Source organism: Sphingomonas flavalba (assembly GCF_047553045.1).
Taxonomy (GTDB): Bacteria; Pseudomonadota; Alphaproteobacteria; order Sphingomonadales; family Sphingomonadaceae; genus Sphingomonas_L; species Sphingomonas_L flavalba_A.
Genome location: NZ_CP180208.1, coordinates 3,109,485 through 3,124,061, shown reverse-complemented (window position 1 = coordinate 3,124,061; position 14,577 = coordinate 3,109,485). Strand labels below are relative to the sequence as shown.

Sequence of the window (14,577 nt, the reverse complement as noted above, 5' to 3'; positions counted from 1 at the left end):
CGGGGAGAAGTGTATGCGGCTCGACGATTATCGGACCAGCGACAATGTCGAGGACCAACGCGGCACCGGTGGGGGCGGCGGGCTTGGCTTCGGCGGGGGCGGCGGAGGCCGCGGACTTGGCCTGATCATGAGCCTGATCGGCAGCAAGTTCGGCATCGTCGGGATCATCGTCGTCATCGGCGGCGCGATGCTGCTTGGCATCAACCCATTCGCCGGGGGCGGTGGCACCGGCGGCACGATCGGCCCGCAACGGCAGGCCGCGACCAACGGCAACAGCGCCGAGCAGAGTTGCGCGGTCGACGCGGTCAGCCGCTTCTCGTGTCAAGTGCTGGCCAGCAACGAGGATACGTGGAACGCCATCTTCCAGGCATCTGGCGAGCGTTTCACTCCGGCGCGGCTGGTGTTCTACAGCAATCAGGGCCAGTCCGGCTGCGGCGCGGCACAATCGGCGATGGGGCCGTTCTATTGCCCAAGCGACAACCGCATCTACCTCGACACCGAATTCTTCAGCGAATTGCAGAACCGTTTCAACGCCGCCGGCGATTTCGCCCAGGCCTATGTCATCGCCCACGAGATGGGCCACCATATCCAGACAATCACCGGCGGCGCCGACAAGATCCGCGCCGCGCAGCAACGCGCCAGCGAGGCGGAGGGCAACGCCCTGCAGGTCAGAATGGAATTGCAGGCCGACTGCTACGCCGGGGTCTGGGCTGCGCACAACCGCGACCGGCTTGAGCCGGGCGACGTCGAGGAAGGGATGACCGCCGCCAACGCGATCGGCGACGACACGCTGCAAAAGGCGGCCGGCCGGCGGCCGGTACCGGAAAGCTTCACCCACGGCACCTCCGCCCAGCGCATGCAGTGGTTGAAGCGCGGCATCGAAACGGGCGATCCGGCCCAGTGCGACACCTTCGCCGGCACACTCTGATCCGGCGCGCGGGGGGGACAAGGATGACGTCCGCGACGCGGATCATCGCCGGGCTGGGCGCCGGGCTGGCGACCGGCGCCGTGCTCGCCGCCTGGGCGCCGACGCTTTCTGGGCCGGTTGCCGCCGTCGCCGCGCCGATCGGCGGGCTGTGGCTGAACGGCCTGCAGATGACGATCGTGCCACTGGTGCTGGCGCTGCTGGTGCGCGGCATCGGCACCGCGAGCGACGCTGCCGAAGCCGGCGGCGTCGCCGCGCGCGCGGTTGGCCTGTTCGCAGCGATCCTGCTTTGCTCCGCGCTGGTCGCGGCGCTGCTGTTCCCGGCGCTGCTCGCGCTGTGGCCGCAGCCGGAACGGGCGGCGGCGGCGCTGCGCGGCGGGCTGGCCGCCGCCGCCGCGGTGCCCGACATCCCGCCGCTCGGCGAATGGCTGCGCGGCATCATCCCGCCCAACCCGGTGCAGGCGGCGGCGGAGGCGGCGATGCTGCCGCTGGTCGTATTCGGCATCGTCTTCGGCTTTGCCGTCGCCCGGCTGGCACCGGAACGCCGCGCCGCACTGACCCTGCTGTTCGACGCGATCGCCGAGGCGATGCTGGTCATCGTCGGCTGGGTGCTGGCGCTGGCCCCGATTGGGGTGTTCGCGCTGGCGCTGGCCACCGCCGCCCATACCGGCCTCGCCGCGATCGGAGGATTAGCCCATTATGTCGCGCTTTACGTCGTGCTGCTGCTCATCGTCACCGCCGGTGCCTATCCGCTGGCGGTAATCGGCGGGCGTCAGCCGCTCGGCCGCTTCGCCCGCGCCGCGCTGCCGGCGCAGTCGATCGGCTTCAGCACCCAGTCATCGCTTGCCGCGCTGCCGGCGATGCTGACCGCCGCGCGCGACGATCTGAAGCTGGGCGAGCGCGGCCCGGCGATCGTGCTGCCGATGGCGGTGACGCTGATGCGCGCGACCAGCCCGGCAGCCAATCTGGCGATCGTCCTCTATGTCGCGGCGCTGGTCGGCATGCCGGTCGGCCCGGGGGCGCTGGCCGCCGGCGTGCTGGTCGCCGCGGTCATCAGCCTCGCCTCTGTCGGGGTGCCGAGCCAGGTGACGTTTTTCATCACCACCGTGCCGATCGCGTTGGCGATGGGGGTGCCGGTGGCGCCGCTGGCACTGCTGATCGCGGTCGAGGTAATCCCCGATCTGGTTCGCACCACCGGCAATGTCGCCTACGATCTTGCCGCAACCACCGTCGCCGCGCGCACACCGCCTGAGGCCTGATTCCCTTACGACACCCGTTGTTCGTCGATCGGCGTCAGCCGTTGATCGGCGACGACGGCGGTTTGCCGAACGCGGTTGCGCCTGGTCGAAGCGCGCGTGTGTCGCGCCGCCGGGCTTCCTATCCAAACAGTGCGCGGCGGGGTCTTCCCGATGCTCCCCGGCCCCGGAAACCACGCCGCGCCACGCAATTGACGCCCCCCACGTCAGGAAGGAAGTCCCGATGCTCACGTCCACCCTCACCAAGGCGTTCACCGCCTCCGCCATCGCCGCCGCCTCCGTCGCGCTGCTGCCGGCCGCCGCCCATGCCAAGGACGGACCCCGTGCCGCCATGGTCAGCCACGCCGACCTGAACCTTGCCAGCGCCACCGGGCGCACCGTGCTCGACAACCGCATCGGTATTGCCGCCCGCGCGGTCTGCGGTCGCACCGGCATCGTCTCGCTGGCGGAACGCCAGGAGATCGCCAACTGCGTCACCGCAGCCCGTGTCGGCGCGGAGCGCCGCGCCGTCGAGGTCATTGCCCGCCGTACCGGTGACACCCGTCTCGCCGGCATCGGCACCGCCGGTCTGGCCGGCCGCTGAACCCGACAGCCGGGCCGGACCGCGATCCGGCCCATTTGCTGGCACCCCCGGCCACGTCCCAGGCCGGGGGTGTTTTGTTGAGGGCAGGCGCGGTCAGCGCCCGGCGAGAGCCTTGGCGGTACCAAGGTAAGTACGGCCGATCCGCACCGCCGCACCATCCGCCAGATCGGCGTACCAGACGCCGCTGCCGTCGTGGCGCAGCTTCTCGATCCGGTCGCGGCGGACGATCGTCGAGCGGTGCAGGCGGATGAAGCGTTCGGGGTCCAGCCGCGCTTCGAGCGCGCTGATCGTCTGGTGGAGCAGAAAGCTGCGCTGCCCGACATGCAGGCGCATATAGTCGCGTTCGGCGTCGATCCGCTCGATGTCCTCGGCGGCAATGCGAACCAGTTCCGCCCGGTGCGGCACCCAGAATTCGCTGACATAGACCGACCCGCCCTCTGCGACGGCGCCGGCGGGCGACTCCGCCCGGGCGGCAACGGCACGGGCGACGGCGCGGTTCAGCCGATCGGCGGCGACCGGTTTCAACAGATAATCGACGGCGGCGAGGTCGAACGCCTCGACCGCGAAGCCATCGAAGGCGGTGACGAAGATGATCGCCGGCCGCCGCGCCGCCTGGCTGAGGGCGCGGGCCACCGACATACCGTCACGCTCCGGCATCGCAATGTCGAGCAGAAGCAGGTCAGGCGCCAGTGCCTCGACCATGCGCAGCGCGGCATCACCATCGGTCGCGGTGCCGACCAGCGCGATCGCCGGTTCGCGCGCGCAGAGCAGTTGCAACCGCTCTACCGCCAACGGCTCGTCATCGACGATCAGGGTGCGCAGCGCGGCAGGATCAGCAGCCATCGCGAATCTCCGGTATGGTGAGGACGGCGCAGAATCCACCGGTCGGCGGCGACTGAGTGGCCATACCGGCGGCGCTCCCGAATCGCGCTGCCAGCCGGTCGCGGACATTGGCCAGCCCGATGCCGCCGCCGGTGTCACCGACCGGCGGGCCGTTGCCGTCATCGGCGACGCGGATCGTTACCACGCCATCCGCGCTGCTGGCCGCGATGGTTACGGTTACCGGCCGGCGCGCCGGCGAGACGCCGTATTTGATCGCGTTTTCGACCAGCGGTTGCAGGATCAGGCCGGGTACGCAGATATCGAGCAGCGTGTCGGGGATCGAGATGACGGTGCGCAGCCGGTCGGGAAAGCGCACCGCCTCAATATCCAGGTAAAGCTGCTGGAGCTTGACCTCGTCGGCCAGCGTCACGTCTTCCAGCGGGTCGCCGGACAGGCTGGTGCGGAAGAAGGTCGACAGGTTCATGATCATCCGCTCCGCTTCCTCCGGCCGGCCGGTCATCACCAGCGAGCTGAGCGAATTGAGCGTGTTGAACAGGAAATGCGGATTGACCTGATAGCGCAGCGCGCGGATCTCCGCTTCTTGCGCGGCGCGGGCGAAGGCGGCGGCGCGGCGTTCCGCCTCTCGCGTTTCGGCGGCATAGGACAGCGCCAGATACAGCGTCGCCCAGGCGGCGAGGAAGAAATAGCGCGAGATGGCGAGATCGGCGATGTCCTGAACCAAATGGCCCGGCTTCTGCATTTCATGCAGCGCATCCGGGTCCTGCATCAGCCAGATCGGATCGTAGATATTGAACACGTAGTAATTGAGCAGCGCGATCGCCATCGCGACCGGCACCGCGCCGACAAAGGCAGCAATCACCCGCTGGCCGAACGGGCGGTGATCGAACAGGCGCAGGAACAGGTAGAGCACATAGGTGAGGATGATGCCGACCGCTGTCACCACCAGTCGGCGCGGCGCCATTTCCCCCTGCGCCGGAAAATCCATGATCACCGCGCGCAGCGTGGTGATCGCGATGTAGAACAGCCAGAAGCCGAGAATGGTATAGAGCGCCACCTCCTGGCCGATGCGGGGCCGGCGCGCGCCGGGATAGGCGGTCATCATGCCACCCTTCTACTGCCTTGCGCGGCGAAACGACACTGGCGGCCGTCGAAACGCCTGGTGGCTTCGTCGAACGGAACCGCGCCCGCCGGCCGGCGGTTGTTGTGCCGGACAGGAGAGAAGCGATGAAGAAGCGCGCACAACCGAAAGACGCCGGCGCGGACCGGCGAATCGACGAGCGGCTGAAACGGCGACCGAAGGACCCGGATGCGAAGCTGGATGCCGGCCTCGACGAATCGATGGACGCATCCGACCCGCCGGCGGTCACCGCACCCGGCAGCCCGGATCGTCCCGCCCCGTCGTCCGGCTATGATGCGAAAGCCGAAGCGAAAAGGCGCCAGACCGGGCGCTAGGCGGCTCCCGATCTTTCGCGCCCGGCCGCACTTCCGCGGGCGCATCGCCCTTCGCTGGCCTGGGGCTAGCGCAACAGCACCAGTTCCTCGGCCATGGTCGGATGGAGGGCCACGGTGTCGTCGAACGCCGCCTTGGTCAGCCCGGCCCTGACCGCGACGGCGGCGATCTGGAGCAGTTCCGGCGCATCCGGCCCGATCATGTGCAGGCCGACGATCCGCCCGGTCTCGGGCACGCAGATCATCTTGTACAGCGCCCGCTCGTTGCGCCCGGCGAGGACGTTCTTCATCGGCCGGAAATCGGACGTGTAGACCTTGACCGCGCCGTATTTCTCTTTCGCCTGCCCCTCGGTCAGGCCGACGCCGGCGATCGGCGGGTGGCTGAACACCGCCGACGGGATGTTGTCGTAATCGACCTGCGCCGGCTTGCCGCCGAACTGGCGGTCGGCAAAGGCCTGCCCCTCGCGGATGGCCACCGGGGTCAGCTGCACCCGGTCGGTCACGTCGCCGACCGCAAAGATCGACGGGCAGGTCGACCGGTTGTCGGCGTCGACCTTGATCGCGCTCTTCTCGTCCGTCTCCACCCCGGCGCTGTCCAGCCCCAGCCCGTCGGTGTTCGGCCGCCGGCCGGTGGCGAACAGCACCGCGTCGACCTCGATCGGGTCGTGGTTGGTCATCCCGACGCGCAGCGTGCCGTCCGCCTGCTTCTCGATCCCGGTGAAACGGGCGTTGAAGCGATAGGCGATGCCCTTGGCGGTCGATATCTGCAGCAGCCGGTCGCGGATCTGCTCGTCATAGCCGCGCAGGATCACGTCGCTGCGGTTGGCCAGTGTCACCTTGCAGCTGAATTCGTGGAAGATGCCGGCGAACTCGTTGGCGATGTAGCCGCCGCCGGCGATCAGGATGCGCTCCGGCACCGTGTCGAGGTGGAACACCTCGTTCGACGTGATGCCGTGCTCCGCCCCCGGCAGGTCCGGCACCACCGGCCAGGCGCCGGTCGCGATCAGGATCGTCGCCGCCGTCACTTTCCGCCCGCTCGCCAGCCGCACTTCATGCGGGCCGGCGACCGTCGCCCGCTCCAGGATGATCTCGACCTTATGGCTTTCCAGCGTGTTGGTGTAGGCGCCGTTGATCCGGTCGACCTCGGCCAGCACATTGTCGCGTAGCGTCGGCCAGTCGAAGGTCGCGGCACCGACGTCCCAGCCGAACTTACGCGCGTCCATCAGGTCCTCGGCGAAATGCGCGCCGTAGACCAGCAGCTTCTTCGGCACGCAGCCGCGGATCACGCAGGTGCCGCCGACGCGGTATTCCTCGGCCACCGCCACCTTGGCACCGTGCGCCGCCGACACCCGCGCCGCGCGCACCCCGCCCGATCCGGCGCCGATGACGAACAGATCATAATCATAAGACGCCATGGCTCAGCTCCGACCGAATGCCCGGGCGATCAGCGCCTGGGTCGACGCATCGAACCCGCCGGTACCCTCGCTGGCGATCGAGCGGGCAATGTCCTTGCCCAGCTCGACGCCGAACTGGTCGAACGGATTGATGCCAAGCAGCACCGCGTTCACGAAGGTGCGGTGCTCGTAAAAGGCGATCAGCGCGCCCAGCGTCGCCGGGTCGAGCCGGTCGAGCAGGATCGTCGTCGACGGCCGGTCGCCAGGGTAGTTGCGCGCCGCGTCGTCGCTGTGCCGCCCGGTCATCAGCGCCGCCCCTTGCGCGAAGCAGTTGGTCAACAGCGTGCGGTGATGCGCCTCGTCCAACGGATGGTCCGGCTCGATCGCGGCGACGAATTCGACCGGGACGATATGCGTACCCTGGTGGAGCAGCTGGAACACCGCGTGCTGCGCGTCGGTGCCGACCCCGCCCCAGGTGATCGGCGCCGACGGGCGGTCGAGCGGCCGGCCGTCGGCGGTTGCCGACTTGCCGTTCGATTCCATCTCAAGCTGCTGCAGATAGGCCGGCAGCAGTCGCAGCCGCTCGTCATAGGCGAATACCGCCCGCGTCTCGCACCCCACCACCTGCGCATAATATTGGTCGGCGAAGGCGGCGAGCATCGGCGCGTTGCGGTCAGCCGGGGCAAGGCGGAAATGCCGGTCCATCGCCGCCGCCCCTTCCAGCAGGCTCTCGAACGCGTCCCAGCCAAGCGCCAGCGCCGCCGGAAAGCCGATCGACGACCACAGCGAATACCGCCCGCCGACGCTTTCGGCGAACGGCAGCACCCGCGTCTCGTCGACACCCCACGCCACCGCCTTGTCGGGCGCGGCGGTCAGCGCGACCACCCGGCCATAGGGGTCTTCGCTGCCGCCCTCCGCCATCCACTGCACCGCGCTCGCCGCGTTCAGCATCGTCTCGGTCGTCGTGAACGTCTTGGAGGCGACGGCGAGCAGCGTCGCCGACGGGTCGAAGCGGGCGAACACCTCCTCCAGCGCGGCGCCGTCGACGTTGGACACGACGGCGACGTCATAACGTCCCGCATCGCGGCCGAGCGCGTCGATCAGCAGGTCGGGGCCAAGCGCCGACCCGCCGATGCCGACGTGCAGGACGTGGCGGATCGGGCCAAACGCCTCCGCCTCGATCGCGTCGATCAGCGCGCGCATCCGGGCGTGGAGCTGGCGGGCGCGGGCAACGCTCTCCGGCGCGCCCTCGCCGCGCTCGGCCGGGTGCTCGGCGGCGCGGTCCTCGCTGGGGTTCACCACCCGCCCGGCGAACAGCGCGTCGCGCGCCGCCGCCAGCCCGGCCGCCTCGGCCAGCCTGGCGAAATCGCCGACCAGCGCGGCGTCGAGATGGGTCTTGGACCAGTCGAAGAACAGCCCGCCCGTCTCCAGCGTCAGCCGCGCCAGCCGGTCGGCGTCGGCGAGCAGGTCCGCGACCTTCGCGCGCTCATGCCCGGCGATCGCCGCGCGAATCATCTCGAGGTCGGCCATCGCCCAGTCCTTCTTCAAACGTCAGATATGCCGGCGGACCGCCCGATCAGTGCCGGTGCTCGCGGCGCAGGCGGTAGCGCCCGTCGCGATAGTCCTCGAACAGCCCGGCAATCGCCGGGTGGTCGACCGGGTCGCCGTCGGGATCGCCGATCAGGTTCTGCTGGCTGACATAGGCCAGGTAGCTGCTGTCGGCATTCTCGGCGAGCAGGTGGTAGAAGGGCTGGTCCTTGCGCGGGCGGACGTCCTCCGGAATCGCCTCGTACCATTCGTCGGAATTGGCGAAGACCGGGTCGATGTCGAAAATGACGCCGCGGAAATCGAACAGCCGGTGGCGCACGACGTCGCCGATGGCGAAACGTGCATGCACGATCGGCGGGGCGAGCGGGTTGGGCGTCGAGGGATTGCTGTTCAGCGCGTGGTTCATGCGCCCCAATTTAGGGCGCCGGCCCGGCCACGCAAGCAGATAGCTTGTCTGCGCCGCCGGCTTTCGCTAACAGCGCGCCTTCGATCGACCCGGCGCCGGCCCGCAAGGACCGGTGTTCCTCGCGGAGAGGTGGCTGAGAGGTCGAAAGCACCGCACTCGAAATGCGGCGTGCCCGCGAGGGTACCGTGGGTTCGAATCCCACCCTCTCCGCCACACAGCCGTCACCCGCCGATCTTACCCCCCAAAACACCGCCCCAGTGGATTCGCGCGGCAAAGGCTTTTACAGACGGTCGTCCGTTCGACCATCCAGCGTGAAAGCCCCCTATGGCAGGCCATTCCAAGTTTAAGAACATCATGCACCGCAAGGGTGCGCAGGACAAAAAGCGGTCGGCGCTGTTCTCGAAGCTCAGCCGAGAGATCACCGTCGCCGCGAAAAACGGCCTGCCCGACCCGGATATGAACGCGCGGCTGCGTTCGGCGATCATCGCCGCCCGCGCCCAGTCGATGCCCAACGACAATATCCAGCGCGCGATCAAGAAGGCGGAAGGCAGCGACGGCGACAATTACGAGGAGGTCCGCTACGAAGGCTTCGGCCCCGGCGGCGTGTCGCTGATCATCGAAACGCTGACCGACAATCGCAACCGCACCGCCACCAACGTCCGCACCATCGTATCGAAGAATGGCGGCAATCTGGGCGCCAGCGGCTCGGTCAGCCACGGTTTCGACCGAATGGGGCTGATCAGCTATCCCGTCGCCGCCGGCGACGCCGACGCGGTGTTCGAGGCGGCGCTGGAAGCCGGCGCGGAGGACGTCGCGTCAAGCGAGGACGGCCACGAGATCTGGACCGCGACCGAAACTCTGCACGAAGTTGCCAAGGCGCTGGAGCCGGCGCTGGGTGAGGCGGAAGGCGCCAAGCTCGCCTGGCGCCCCGGCACGATGGTGACGGTCGGCGAAGCGGAGGCAGGCCAGCTGCTGAAGCTGATCGACGCGCTCGATGATGACGACGACGTCCAGACCGTCTGGGGCAATTACGAGGTGCCGGACGAGGTGATGGAGCGGCTGGGCTGATCGTCCTCGGCCTCGATCCCGGCCTCGGCACCACCGGCTGGGGGGTGATCCGCGCGGAGGGCAACCGGCTGGCCCATGTCGCCAACGGCCGGATCCGTACCGACAGCGCCGCGCCGCTCGGCGCCCGGCTGGTCGCGCTCGACGCGGCGCTGGCGGCGCTGATCGACCGGCACCGGCCGGCGGCGACGGCGGTGGAGGAGGTGTTCGTCAACAGCAACCCGCAATCGACGCTGAAGCTGGGGCAGGCGCGCGGCGTCTGCCTGCTGGCGGCCGCCCGGCACGACATCGTCGTCGGCGAATATGCCGCGCGGCTGGTCAAGAAGGCGCTGGTCGGCACCGGCGGCGCGTCGAAGGACCAGGTCCACGCCATGGTCGCGCGGCTGCTGCCCGGCGTCGCCATCGACGGCGCGGACGCCGCCGACGCGCTTGCCGTCGCGATCACCCACGCCCATCATCTCGCCAGCAACAGGGCGCTGGGGGGCAGATGATCGCGCGACTGACCGGAACGCTGGCCGAAATCGGCGCGGACCATGCGGTGATCGACGTCGGCGGCGTCGGCTATCTCGTCCAGGCGTCGGCGCGCTGCCTGCAGGCGATCGGCGCGGTCGGCGGGCAGGTGATGCTGTTCACCGAGCTGCAGGTGCGCGAGGACGCGATGACCCTGTTCGCCTTCGCCTCGGCGGGCGAACGCGACTGGTTCCGCCTATTGACCGGGGTGCAGGGCGTCGGCGGCCGCGTCGCCCTCGCCATTCTGTCGGTGCTGGCGCCGGACGAGATCGTTCGCGCGATTTCAACCGGCGACAAGGCGATGGTCGCGCGCGCCAACGGCGTCGGGCCGAAGCTGGCGCTGCGCATCGTCACCGAACTGCGCGACAAGGTCGGCGCCGCGGCGACCGGCGATGCCGGCGCCACCACCGCGCCAGCGGGCGGCCTTGCCGCCGACGCCGTCTCGGCGCTTGCAAACCTCGGCTTCCGTCCAGCGGAGGCAGGCAGTGCCGTCGCCGCGGCGGGAGCGGAGCTTGGCCCCGGCGCCAGCCTCGACGCCCTCGTCCGCCTCGCCCTGCGCAAGGCGGCACGGTAGGCCGAACAGGTCAGCCGATCGACTGCCCGGTTTTTGCCCAGTCGGCGAGGAAGCCTTCGATACCCTTGTCGGTCAGCGGGTGTCTGGCAAGCTGGCGGATCACCGCCGGCGGCGCGGTCATGATGTCGGCACCGATCTTGGCCGCTTCCAGCACATGGACCGGGTGGCGGACGCTGGCGACGAGGATCTCGGTGTCGAAGCCGTAATTGTCGTAGATCAGCCGGATATCGGCGATCAGTTGCATGCCGTCGAAGCCGACGTCGTCGTGCCGGCCGACGAAGGGCGAGATGAAGGTCGCGCCGGCCTTCGCCGCGAGCAGCGCCTGGTTGGCGGAAAAGCACAGGGTGACGTTGACCATCGTGCCGTCGCCGGTCAGCGCCTTGCACGTCTTCAGCCCGTCGATGGTCAGCGGGACCTTGATCGCGATGTTGTCGGCGATGCGGCGCAGCACCTCCGCCTCGCGCAGCATGCCTTCATGGTCGAGAGCGACGACTTCGGCCGAAACCGGCCCGTCGACAATGCCGGCGATCTCCGTCACCACCTCGATGAAGTCGCGCCCCGCCTTGTGGATCAGCGACGGGTTGGTGGTGACCCCGTCAAGCAGGCCGGTCGCGGCCAGTTCGGCAATGTCACGGGTGTCGGCGGTGTCAGCGAAAAATTTCATGGCGGGGCGGCTCACTGCAAAATGGCTGGTGGCCGCCCGCCTAGCTCAATCGCCGCGCCGGCGGAAGGGCGGCATCCGGCCGGACAGCGCCCGATCGCCAAAATACTGGTTGCGGAGGGCCGCCGCGGCATGAACCACGAACAGTGCCACCGTCGCCCAGATCAGCACGGCATGAACCACTTCCGCTGGCTCGTGTGCGCTGTCAGGCACACCGGGGATCAGCGGCCATGGCATGCCGCCGAGCAGCGTCGTTGTCGCCACATCCGTCTTGCCCGAGGATATCAGTACCCAGCCCGACAGCGGCAGGATCAACAGGATCGCATAAAAGAACAAGTGACTCGCCCGTGCCGCCGCCCGTTCCCACCCCGGCATCGTAGCCGGAAAAGGCGGCGGAGGGTTGGCGACCCGCCAGCCGATCCGACCGACGGTGATCAGCAGGATCAGGATACCGACCGTCTTATGCCACACAAACCATTCGCCCTTGGCCGGCGTGCCGCGCGGCAGGTCGGCGAAGGTCCAGCCAATATAGAGCTGCGCCACTACCAGTATGGCGAGAATCCAGTGGAGGGCGCCGGCCACCCCGTTGTAGCGCGCATTCTGCATTGCCTTCCTCTCGATGTTATGACCGGCGGTGCGCGCCGTTTCTAGAACAGGAGATCGACCAGGACCTGACCGAGACGGTGGCTGGGCCAGGCAAAATGGAGAATGGCGCCGCCGACCGCGATCGCCAGCCGGATGACCCCGAACAGCATCAGCGCCGAAGCAGCGAGCAGCAAGACGGTGAGACAGATACCCGTGTGTTGGCGGATACGGCTTGCCGAAACCGGTCTGCGGGACGGCGACCGGTAATCACGGCCGCCCCTGCCCCGCAGCGAGTCGATATCAGCGCGGATATCGTCAGCGGCGCTCACCCTCCGGTGCTGTGCATGCATGCGAAGTGTCCCTCCCCCGATGCTGTTTATGAGTGAAGACTAACCCGCCTGTGCGGATTTCATAGTTAAAAATGCCCCGGCGCCGTCCCATCCTGACCCGGCTAGCCGGGGCGACGCCGCTGGGCTAGGCGGTCATGATGGTGAATGATCGTGACATAGCGCTTGCCCACGCCCTTGCCGACGCGGCCGGGCAGGCGATCCGCCCCTATTTCCGAGCCCGTTTCGACATCGAGACGAAACCCGATTCCTCTCCGGTGACCGAAGCTGATCGCGCCGCCGAGTCGACGATGCGCCGGCTGATCGAAGCGGAAGCCCCCCGCGACGCTATCCTTGGCGAGGAGTATGGCGAAAAGCCCGGCACAACGGGCCGACAATGGGTTCTCGATCCGATCGACGGCACCGTCAGTTTCATGGCCGGCCGCCCCAGTTTCGGGACATTGATCGCCTTGTTGCAGGATGGCTGGCCAGTCCTTGGCATCATAGACCAGCCTGTTATCGGCGAACGCTGGATCGGCGCGATCGGCCAACCGACGCTATTCAACGGCACCCCGGCCCGCGCCCGTCGATGCGCGGACCTTGCCGAGGCGACACTGGCCACCACCGGCCCGCAATATTTCAGCGATCACGACGGCGCGCATTTCATGGCGCTCGCCAGCCGTTGCGCCCACAAACGGATGCTGTTTGGCGGCGATTGCTACAATTACGGCCTGCTGGCCATCGGCCATGTCGACCTGGTGGTGGAAGCGGGGTTGAGCCTGCACGATTTCGCCGCGCTGGTGCCGATCGTCGAGGGCGCCGGCGGGACGATGTGCGACTGGAACGGCGATCCGCTGAGCGACGCCAGCGGCGGCCATGTCATCGCCCTCGGGGACCCGGCGCGGCTCGACGACGTTGTCGAAGGACTGGCCTGCAACCACTGAAAACGGGAAAGGACGGATCATGGCATATCAAGGCAGCTGCCATTGCGGCACGGTGACCTACACGGTCGAAGGCGACATCCCCGATACGGCGATGAGCTGCAACTGCTCGCATTGCCGGCGCAAGGGTCTGCTGCTCACCTTCGTGTCGTTGGACCGCTTCCGGCTCGACAGCGGCGAGGACAAGCTGGCCACCTATCATTTCAACAAGCACGCGATCGACCACCGCTTCTGCACCGTCTGCGGGTGCCAGGGCTTCGCGGTCGGCACCGGGCCGGACGGGGCGAAGATGGCCGCGATCAACCTGCGCTGCGTGCCCGACGCGGATCTCGATGCGCTGACCATCGAGGCGGTGGACGGCGCCAGCCACTAAGGTCATCCGCCGTCGCGGGAAACGGCGCCGATTCTCTGCCCGCGACTTGCGCTGACGGGAGAATCCAGCTAGGCGCCCGCCTTCGCACGATAGAAAAGCTGACCTGCCTGGCCGAAAGGGCTGCCAGGGCCGGTCGATATCGTCGCATATAAGGAGACGAAAATGCCCAAGCTCAAGACCAAGAGCGGTGTGAAGAAACGCTTCAAGATCACCGCGACCGGCAAGATCAAGCACGGCGTCGCCGGCAAGCGGCACCGCCTGATCAGCCACAACGCCAAGTACATCCGCCAGAATCGCGGCACCTCCGTCCTGTCCGACGCCGATACGGCGACGGTCAAGGCGTGGGCCCCCTACGGCCTGAAGTAAGGAGCGCGAACCATGGCACGAGTAAAACGCGGCACGACCACCAAGGCCAAGCACAAGCGGATTCTCGATCAGGCGAAGGGCTATTACGGCCGTCGCAAGAACACGATCCGCATCGCCCGCCAGGCGGTCGAGAAGGCCGGGCAGTACGCCTATCGCGACCGCAAGGTGAAGAAGCGCAGCTTCCGCGCCCTGTGGATTCAGCGCATCAACGCCGCCGTGCGCGCCGAAGGGCTGACCTATGGCGTGTTCATCCACGGGCTGAAGCTGGCGAATATCGACCTGGACCGCAAGGTGCTGGCCGATATCGCGATGCACGAGGGCGACGCATTCAAGGCGATCATCGCCCAGGTGAAGGCAGCGCTGCCAGCGGATGCGCGCGTCGCCGCCTGAACGACAGCGTGTGAACAGAACAAGGGGCGTGGCGCCAGGGCGCCGCGCCCCTTTTCCTATTGGCCGCGTACCTCGGCGTCAGTCCGTCGCTTTCTCCTCCGGGTCGCTCGGCTTCAGCTTAGCGGCCTGCTGACGGCGGCTCTGGTTGGCGTAGAGCAGCGCCGCCGCGATCGCGGCCGAACCGATGCCGACACCGACCCCGGCGGCCACCCATTTACGCTTGTCCCTGGTGGAAGGAGGATTGTCGGGTTTGTTATCGGACATGACGTGGCTCCACTAAACGGTTTCCCGACCTGACTCGCAGGCCGGGGAGTCGTCTGTCAACCAGCTCACGCGCGCTCCCACGGGCCTTGGGGGTTGATCGAACGCATATCCCGCGCCT

General features: G+C 68.2%; 20 protein-coding genes and 1 tRNA gene. 12 read left to right on the top strand and 9 right to left on the bottom strand.

The window, feature by feature from the left end:
- Window positions 1-13: 13 nt before the first annotated feature.
- From ACMT1E_RS14965 to ACMT1E_RS14955, 3 genes are all read left to right on the top strand, one after another.
- Window positions 14-928, top strand: a complete 915-nt coding sequence (locus tag ACMT1E_RS14965; RefSeq protein ID WP_414901277.1) for a neutral zinc metallopeptidase — start codon at window positions 14-16, stop codon at window positions 926-928.
- Window positions 929-951: 23 nt separating this feature from the next.
- Window positions 952-2,184: a dicarboxylate/amino acid:cation symporter gene (locus tag ACMT1E_RS14960; RefSeq protein WP_414901276.1), complete on the top strand. Its 1,233-nt coding sequence runs from the start codon at window positions 952-954 to the stop codon at window positions 2,182-2,184.
- Between the two features lie 220 nt (window positions 2,185-2,404).
- The gene (locus ACMT1E_RS14955) at window positions 2,405-2,764 is read left to right on the top strand and encodes a UrcA family protein (RefSeq protein WP_414901275.1); all 360 of its coding nucleotides are present in this window, start codon (window positions 2,405-2,407) and stop codon (window positions 2,762-2,764) included.
- Window positions 2,765-2,857: 93 nt separating this feature from the next.
- On the opposite strand, the gene ACMT1E_RS14950 is transcribed toward ACMT1E_RS14955, so the two are convergent.
- Together ACMT1E_RS14950 and ACMT1E_RS14945 are read right to left on the bottom strand one after the other, a co-directional pair.
- Entirely contained in the window at window positions 2,858-3,607 is a 750-nt protein-coding gene (locus tag ACMT1E_RS14950) for a LytR/AlgR family response regulator transcription factor (protein WP_414901273.1), read from the bottom strand.
- A complete protein-coding gene (locus ACMT1E_RS14945) occupies window positions 3,597-4,706 on the bottom strand; it encodes a sensor histidine kinase (protein WP_414901272.1) in 1,110 nt (369 codons plus the stop codon). The genes ACMT1E_RS14950 and ACMT1E_RS14945 overlap by 11 nt, the downstream gene beginning before the upstream one ends.
- A gap of 125 nt (window positions 4,707-4,831) precedes the next feature.
- Here ACMT1E_RS14945 and ACMT1E_RS14940 point away from each other — a divergent pair, with 125 nt between their 5' ends.
- A complete protein-coding gene (locus tag ACMT1E_RS14940) occupies window positions 4,832-5,059 on the top strand; it encodes a hypothetical protein (protein WP_414901270.1) in 228 nt (75 codons plus the stop codon).
- Between the two features lie 65 nt (window positions 5,060-5,124).
- Here the strand turns inward: ACMT1E_RS14940 and gorA are convergent, their stop codons facing one another.
- The 3 genes from gorA to hspQ form a co-directional block, all read right to left on the bottom strand.
- A complete protein-coding gene (gene gorA / locus ACMT1E_RS14935; RefSeq protein WP_414901268.1) occupies window positions 5,125-6,471 on the bottom strand; it encodes a glutathione-disulfide reductase in 1,347 nt (448 codons plus the stop codon).
- 3 nt (window positions 6,472-6,474) lie between these two features.
- The gene (gene pgi, locus ACMT1E_RS14930) at window positions 6,475-7,965 is read right to left on the bottom strand and encodes a glucose-6-phosphate isomerase (RefSeq protein ID WP_414903468.1); all 1,491 of its coding nucleotides are present in this window, start codon (window positions 7,963-7,965) and stop codon (window positions 6,475-6,477) included.
- Between the two features lie 61 nt (window positions 7,966-8,026).
- Window positions 8,027-8,404: a heat shock protein HspQ gene (gene hspQ / locus ACMT1E_RS14925; RefSeq protein ID WP_414901267.1), complete on the bottom strand. Its 378-nt coding sequence runs from the start codon at window positions 8,402-8,404 to the stop codon at window positions 8,027-8,029.
- 123 nt (window positions 8,405-8,527) lie between these two features.
- Here hspQ and ACMT1E_RS14920 point away from each other — a divergent pair.
- From ACMT1E_RS14920 to ruvA, 4 genes are all read left to right on the top strand, one after another.
- Window positions 8,528-8,617: transfer RNA gene (locus tag ACMT1E_RS14920), tRNA-Ser, on the top strand.
- A 111-nt stretch (window positions 8,618-8,728) separates the two neighbouring features.
- Window positions 8,729-9,472, top strand: coding sequence for a YebC/PmpR family DNA-binding transcriptional regulator (locus ACMT1E_RS14915; protein ID WP_414901265.1), 744 nt, complete (start codon window positions 8,729-8,731; stop codon window positions 9,470-9,472).
- Window positions 9,469-9,960 carry a crossover junction endodeoxyribonuclease RuvC gene (gene ruvC / locus ACMT1E_RS14910; protein ID WP_414903467.1) on the top strand — a complete coding sequence of 164 codons (492 nt, stop codon included), beginning with the start codon at window positions 9,469-9,471 and terminating at the stop codon, window positions 9,958-9,960. Before ACMT1E_RS14915 ends, ruvC begins: the two co-directional genes overlap by 4 nt.
- Window positions 9,957-10,553: a Holliday junction branch migration protein RuvA gene (ruvA, locus tag ACMT1E_RS14905; protein WP_414901264.1), complete on the top strand. Its 597-nt coding sequence runs from the start codon at window positions 9,957-9,959 to the stop codon at window positions 10,551-10,553. Before ruvC ends, ruvA begins: the two co-directional genes overlap by 4 nt.
- Window positions 10,554-10,563: 10 nt before the next feature.
- Here ruvA and fsa read toward each other — a convergent pair whose 3' ends face one another.
- The 3 genes from fsa to ACMT1E_RS14890 are packed head-to-tail and all read right to left on the bottom strand — an operon-like array spanning window position 10,564 to window position 12,128.
- Window positions 10,564-11,217: a fructose-6-phosphate aldolase gene (fsa, locus tag ACMT1E_RS14900; protein WP_414901263.1), complete on the bottom strand. Its 654-nt coding sequence runs from the start codon at window positions 11,215-11,217 to the stop codon at window positions 10,564-10,566.
- A gap of 45 nt (window positions 11,218-11,262) precedes the next feature.
- Complete coding sequence (locus tag ACMT1E_RS14895) at window positions 11,263-11,820, bottom strand: cytochrome b (protein WP_414901262.1); 558 nt, start codon at window positions 11,818-11,820, stop codon at window positions 11,263-11,265.
- 41 nt (window positions 11,821-11,861) lie between these two features.
- Entirely contained in the window at window positions 11,862-12,128 is a 267-nt protein-coding gene (locus tag ACMT1E_RS14890) for a hypothetical protein (protein WP_414901260.1), read from the bottom strand.
- A 158-nt stretch (window positions 12,129-12,286) separates the two neighbouring features.
- Between ACMT1E_RS14890 and hisN the strand changes: the two genes are divergently transcribed.
- The 4 genes from hisN (at window position 12,287) to rplT (ending at window position 14,195) form a co-directional block, all read left to right on the top strand.
- On the top strand, window positions 12,287-13,069 hold the full coding sequence (gene hisN / locus ACMT1E_RS14885) for a histidinol-phosphatase (RefSeq protein ID WP_414901258.1): 783 nt from the start codon (window positions 12,287-12,289) through the stop codon (window positions 13,067-13,069).
- Between the two features lie 19 nt (window positions 13,070-13,088).
- Window positions 13,089-13,439, top strand: a complete 351-nt coding sequence (locus tag ACMT1E_RS14880) for a GFA family protein (RefSeq protein ID WP_414901256.1) — start codon at window positions 13,089-13,091, stop codon at window positions 13,437-13,439.
- A gap of 162 nt (window positions 13,440-13,601) precedes the next feature.
- A complete protein-coding gene (gene rpmI, locus ACMT1E_RS14875) occupies window positions 13,602-13,805 on the top strand; it encodes a 50S ribosomal protein L35 (protein ID WP_136161953.1) in 204 nt (67 codons plus the stop codon).
- 12 nt (window positions 13,806-13,817) lie between these two features.
- Window positions 13,818-14,195 (top strand): 50S ribosomal protein L20, encoded by a 378-nt coding sequence (rplT, locus tag ACMT1E_RS14870; protein ID WP_414901254.1) that lies wholly within the window; start codon window positions 13,818-13,820, stop codon window positions 14,193-14,195.
- A 78-nt stretch (window positions 14,196-14,273) separates the two neighbouring features.
- Here the strand turns inward: rplT and ACMT1E_RS14865 are convergent, their stop codons facing one another.
- Window positions 14,274-14,459, bottom strand: coding sequence for a hypothetical protein (locus ACMT1E_RS14865; RefSeq protein WP_414901253.1), 186 nt, complete (start codon window positions 14,457-14,459; stop codon window positions 14,274-14,276).
- Window positions 14,460-14,577: the final 118 nt, after the last annotated feature.

Excerpts from the sequence above, each read along its gene's own strand:
- gorA (WP_414901268.1), bottom strand. The coding sequence starts at position 6,471 with ATGGCGTCTTATGATTATGATCTGTTCGTCATCGGCGCCGGATCGGGC.
- ACMT1E_RS14895 (WP_414901262.1), bottom strand. The coding sequence starts at position 11,820 with ATGCAGAATGCGCGCTACAACGGGGTGGCCGGCGCCCTCCACTGGATT.
- ACMT1E_RS14865 (WP_414901253.1), bottom strand. The coding sequence starts at position 14,459 with ATGTCCGATAACAAACCCGACAATCCTCCTTCCACCAGGGACAAGCGT.
- ACMT1E_RS14940 (WP_414901270.1), top strand. The coding sequence starts at position 4,832 with ATGAAGAAGCGCGCACAACCGAAAGACGCCGGCGCGGACCGGCGAATC.
- fsa (WP_414901263.1), bottom strand. The coding sequence starts at position 11,217 with ATGAAATTTTTCGCTGACACCGCCGACACCCGTGACATTGCCGAACTG.
- ACMT1E_RS14965 (WP_414901277.1), top strand. The coding sequence starts at position 14 with ATGCGGCTCGACGATTATCGGACCAGCGACAATGTCGAGGACCAACGC.
- ACMT1E_RS14915 (WP_414901265.1), top strand. The coding sequence starts at position 8,729 with ATGGCAGGCCATTCCAAGTTTAAGAACATCATGCACCGCAAGGGTGCG.
- ACMT1E_RS14960 (WP_414901276.1), top strand. The coding sequence starts at position 952 with ATGACGTCCGCGACGCGGATCATCGCCGGGCTGGGCGCCGGGCTGGCG.
- rplT (WP_414901254.1), top strand. The coding sequence starts at position 13,818 with ATGGCACGAGTAAAACGCGGCACGACCACCAAGGCCAAGCACAAGCGG.
- ACMT1E_RS14955 (WP_414901275.1), top strand. The coding sequence starts at position 2,405 with ATGCTCACGTCCACCCTCACCAAGGCGTTCACCGCCTCCGCCATCGCC.
- ACMT1E_RS14880 (WP_414901256.1), top strand. The coding sequence starts at position 13,089 with ATGGCATATCAAGGCAGCTGCCATTGCGGCACGGTGACCTACACGGTC.
- ACMT1E_RS14945 (WP_414901272.1), bottom strand. The coding sequence starts at position 4,706 with ATGACCGCCTATCCCGGCGCGCGCCGGCCCCGCATCGGCCAGGAGGTG.
- ACMT1E_RS14950 (WP_414901273.1), bottom strand. The coding sequence starts at position 3,607 with ATGGCTGCTGATCCTGCCGCGCTGCGCACCCTGATCGTCGATGACGAG.
- pgi (WP_414903468.1), bottom strand. The coding sequence starts at position 7,965 with ATGATTCGCGCGGCGATCGCCGGGCATGAGCGCGCGAAGGTCGCGGAC.
- hisN (WP_414901258.1), top strand. The coding sequence starts at position 12,287 with ATGGTGAATGATCGTGACATAGCGCTTGCCCACGCCCTTGCCGACGCG.
- ruvA (WP_414901264.1), top strand. The coding sequence starts at position 9,957 with ATGATCGCGCGACTGACCGGAACGCTGGCCGAAATCGGCGCGGACCAT.
- hspQ (WP_414901267.1), bottom strand. The coding sequence starts at position 8,404 with ATGAACCACGCGCTGAACAGCAATCCCTCGACGCCCAACCCGCTCGCC.
- rpmI (WP_136161953.1), top strand. The coding sequence starts at position 13,602 with ATGCCCAAGCTCAAGACCAAGAGCGGTGTGAAGAAACGCTTCAAGATC.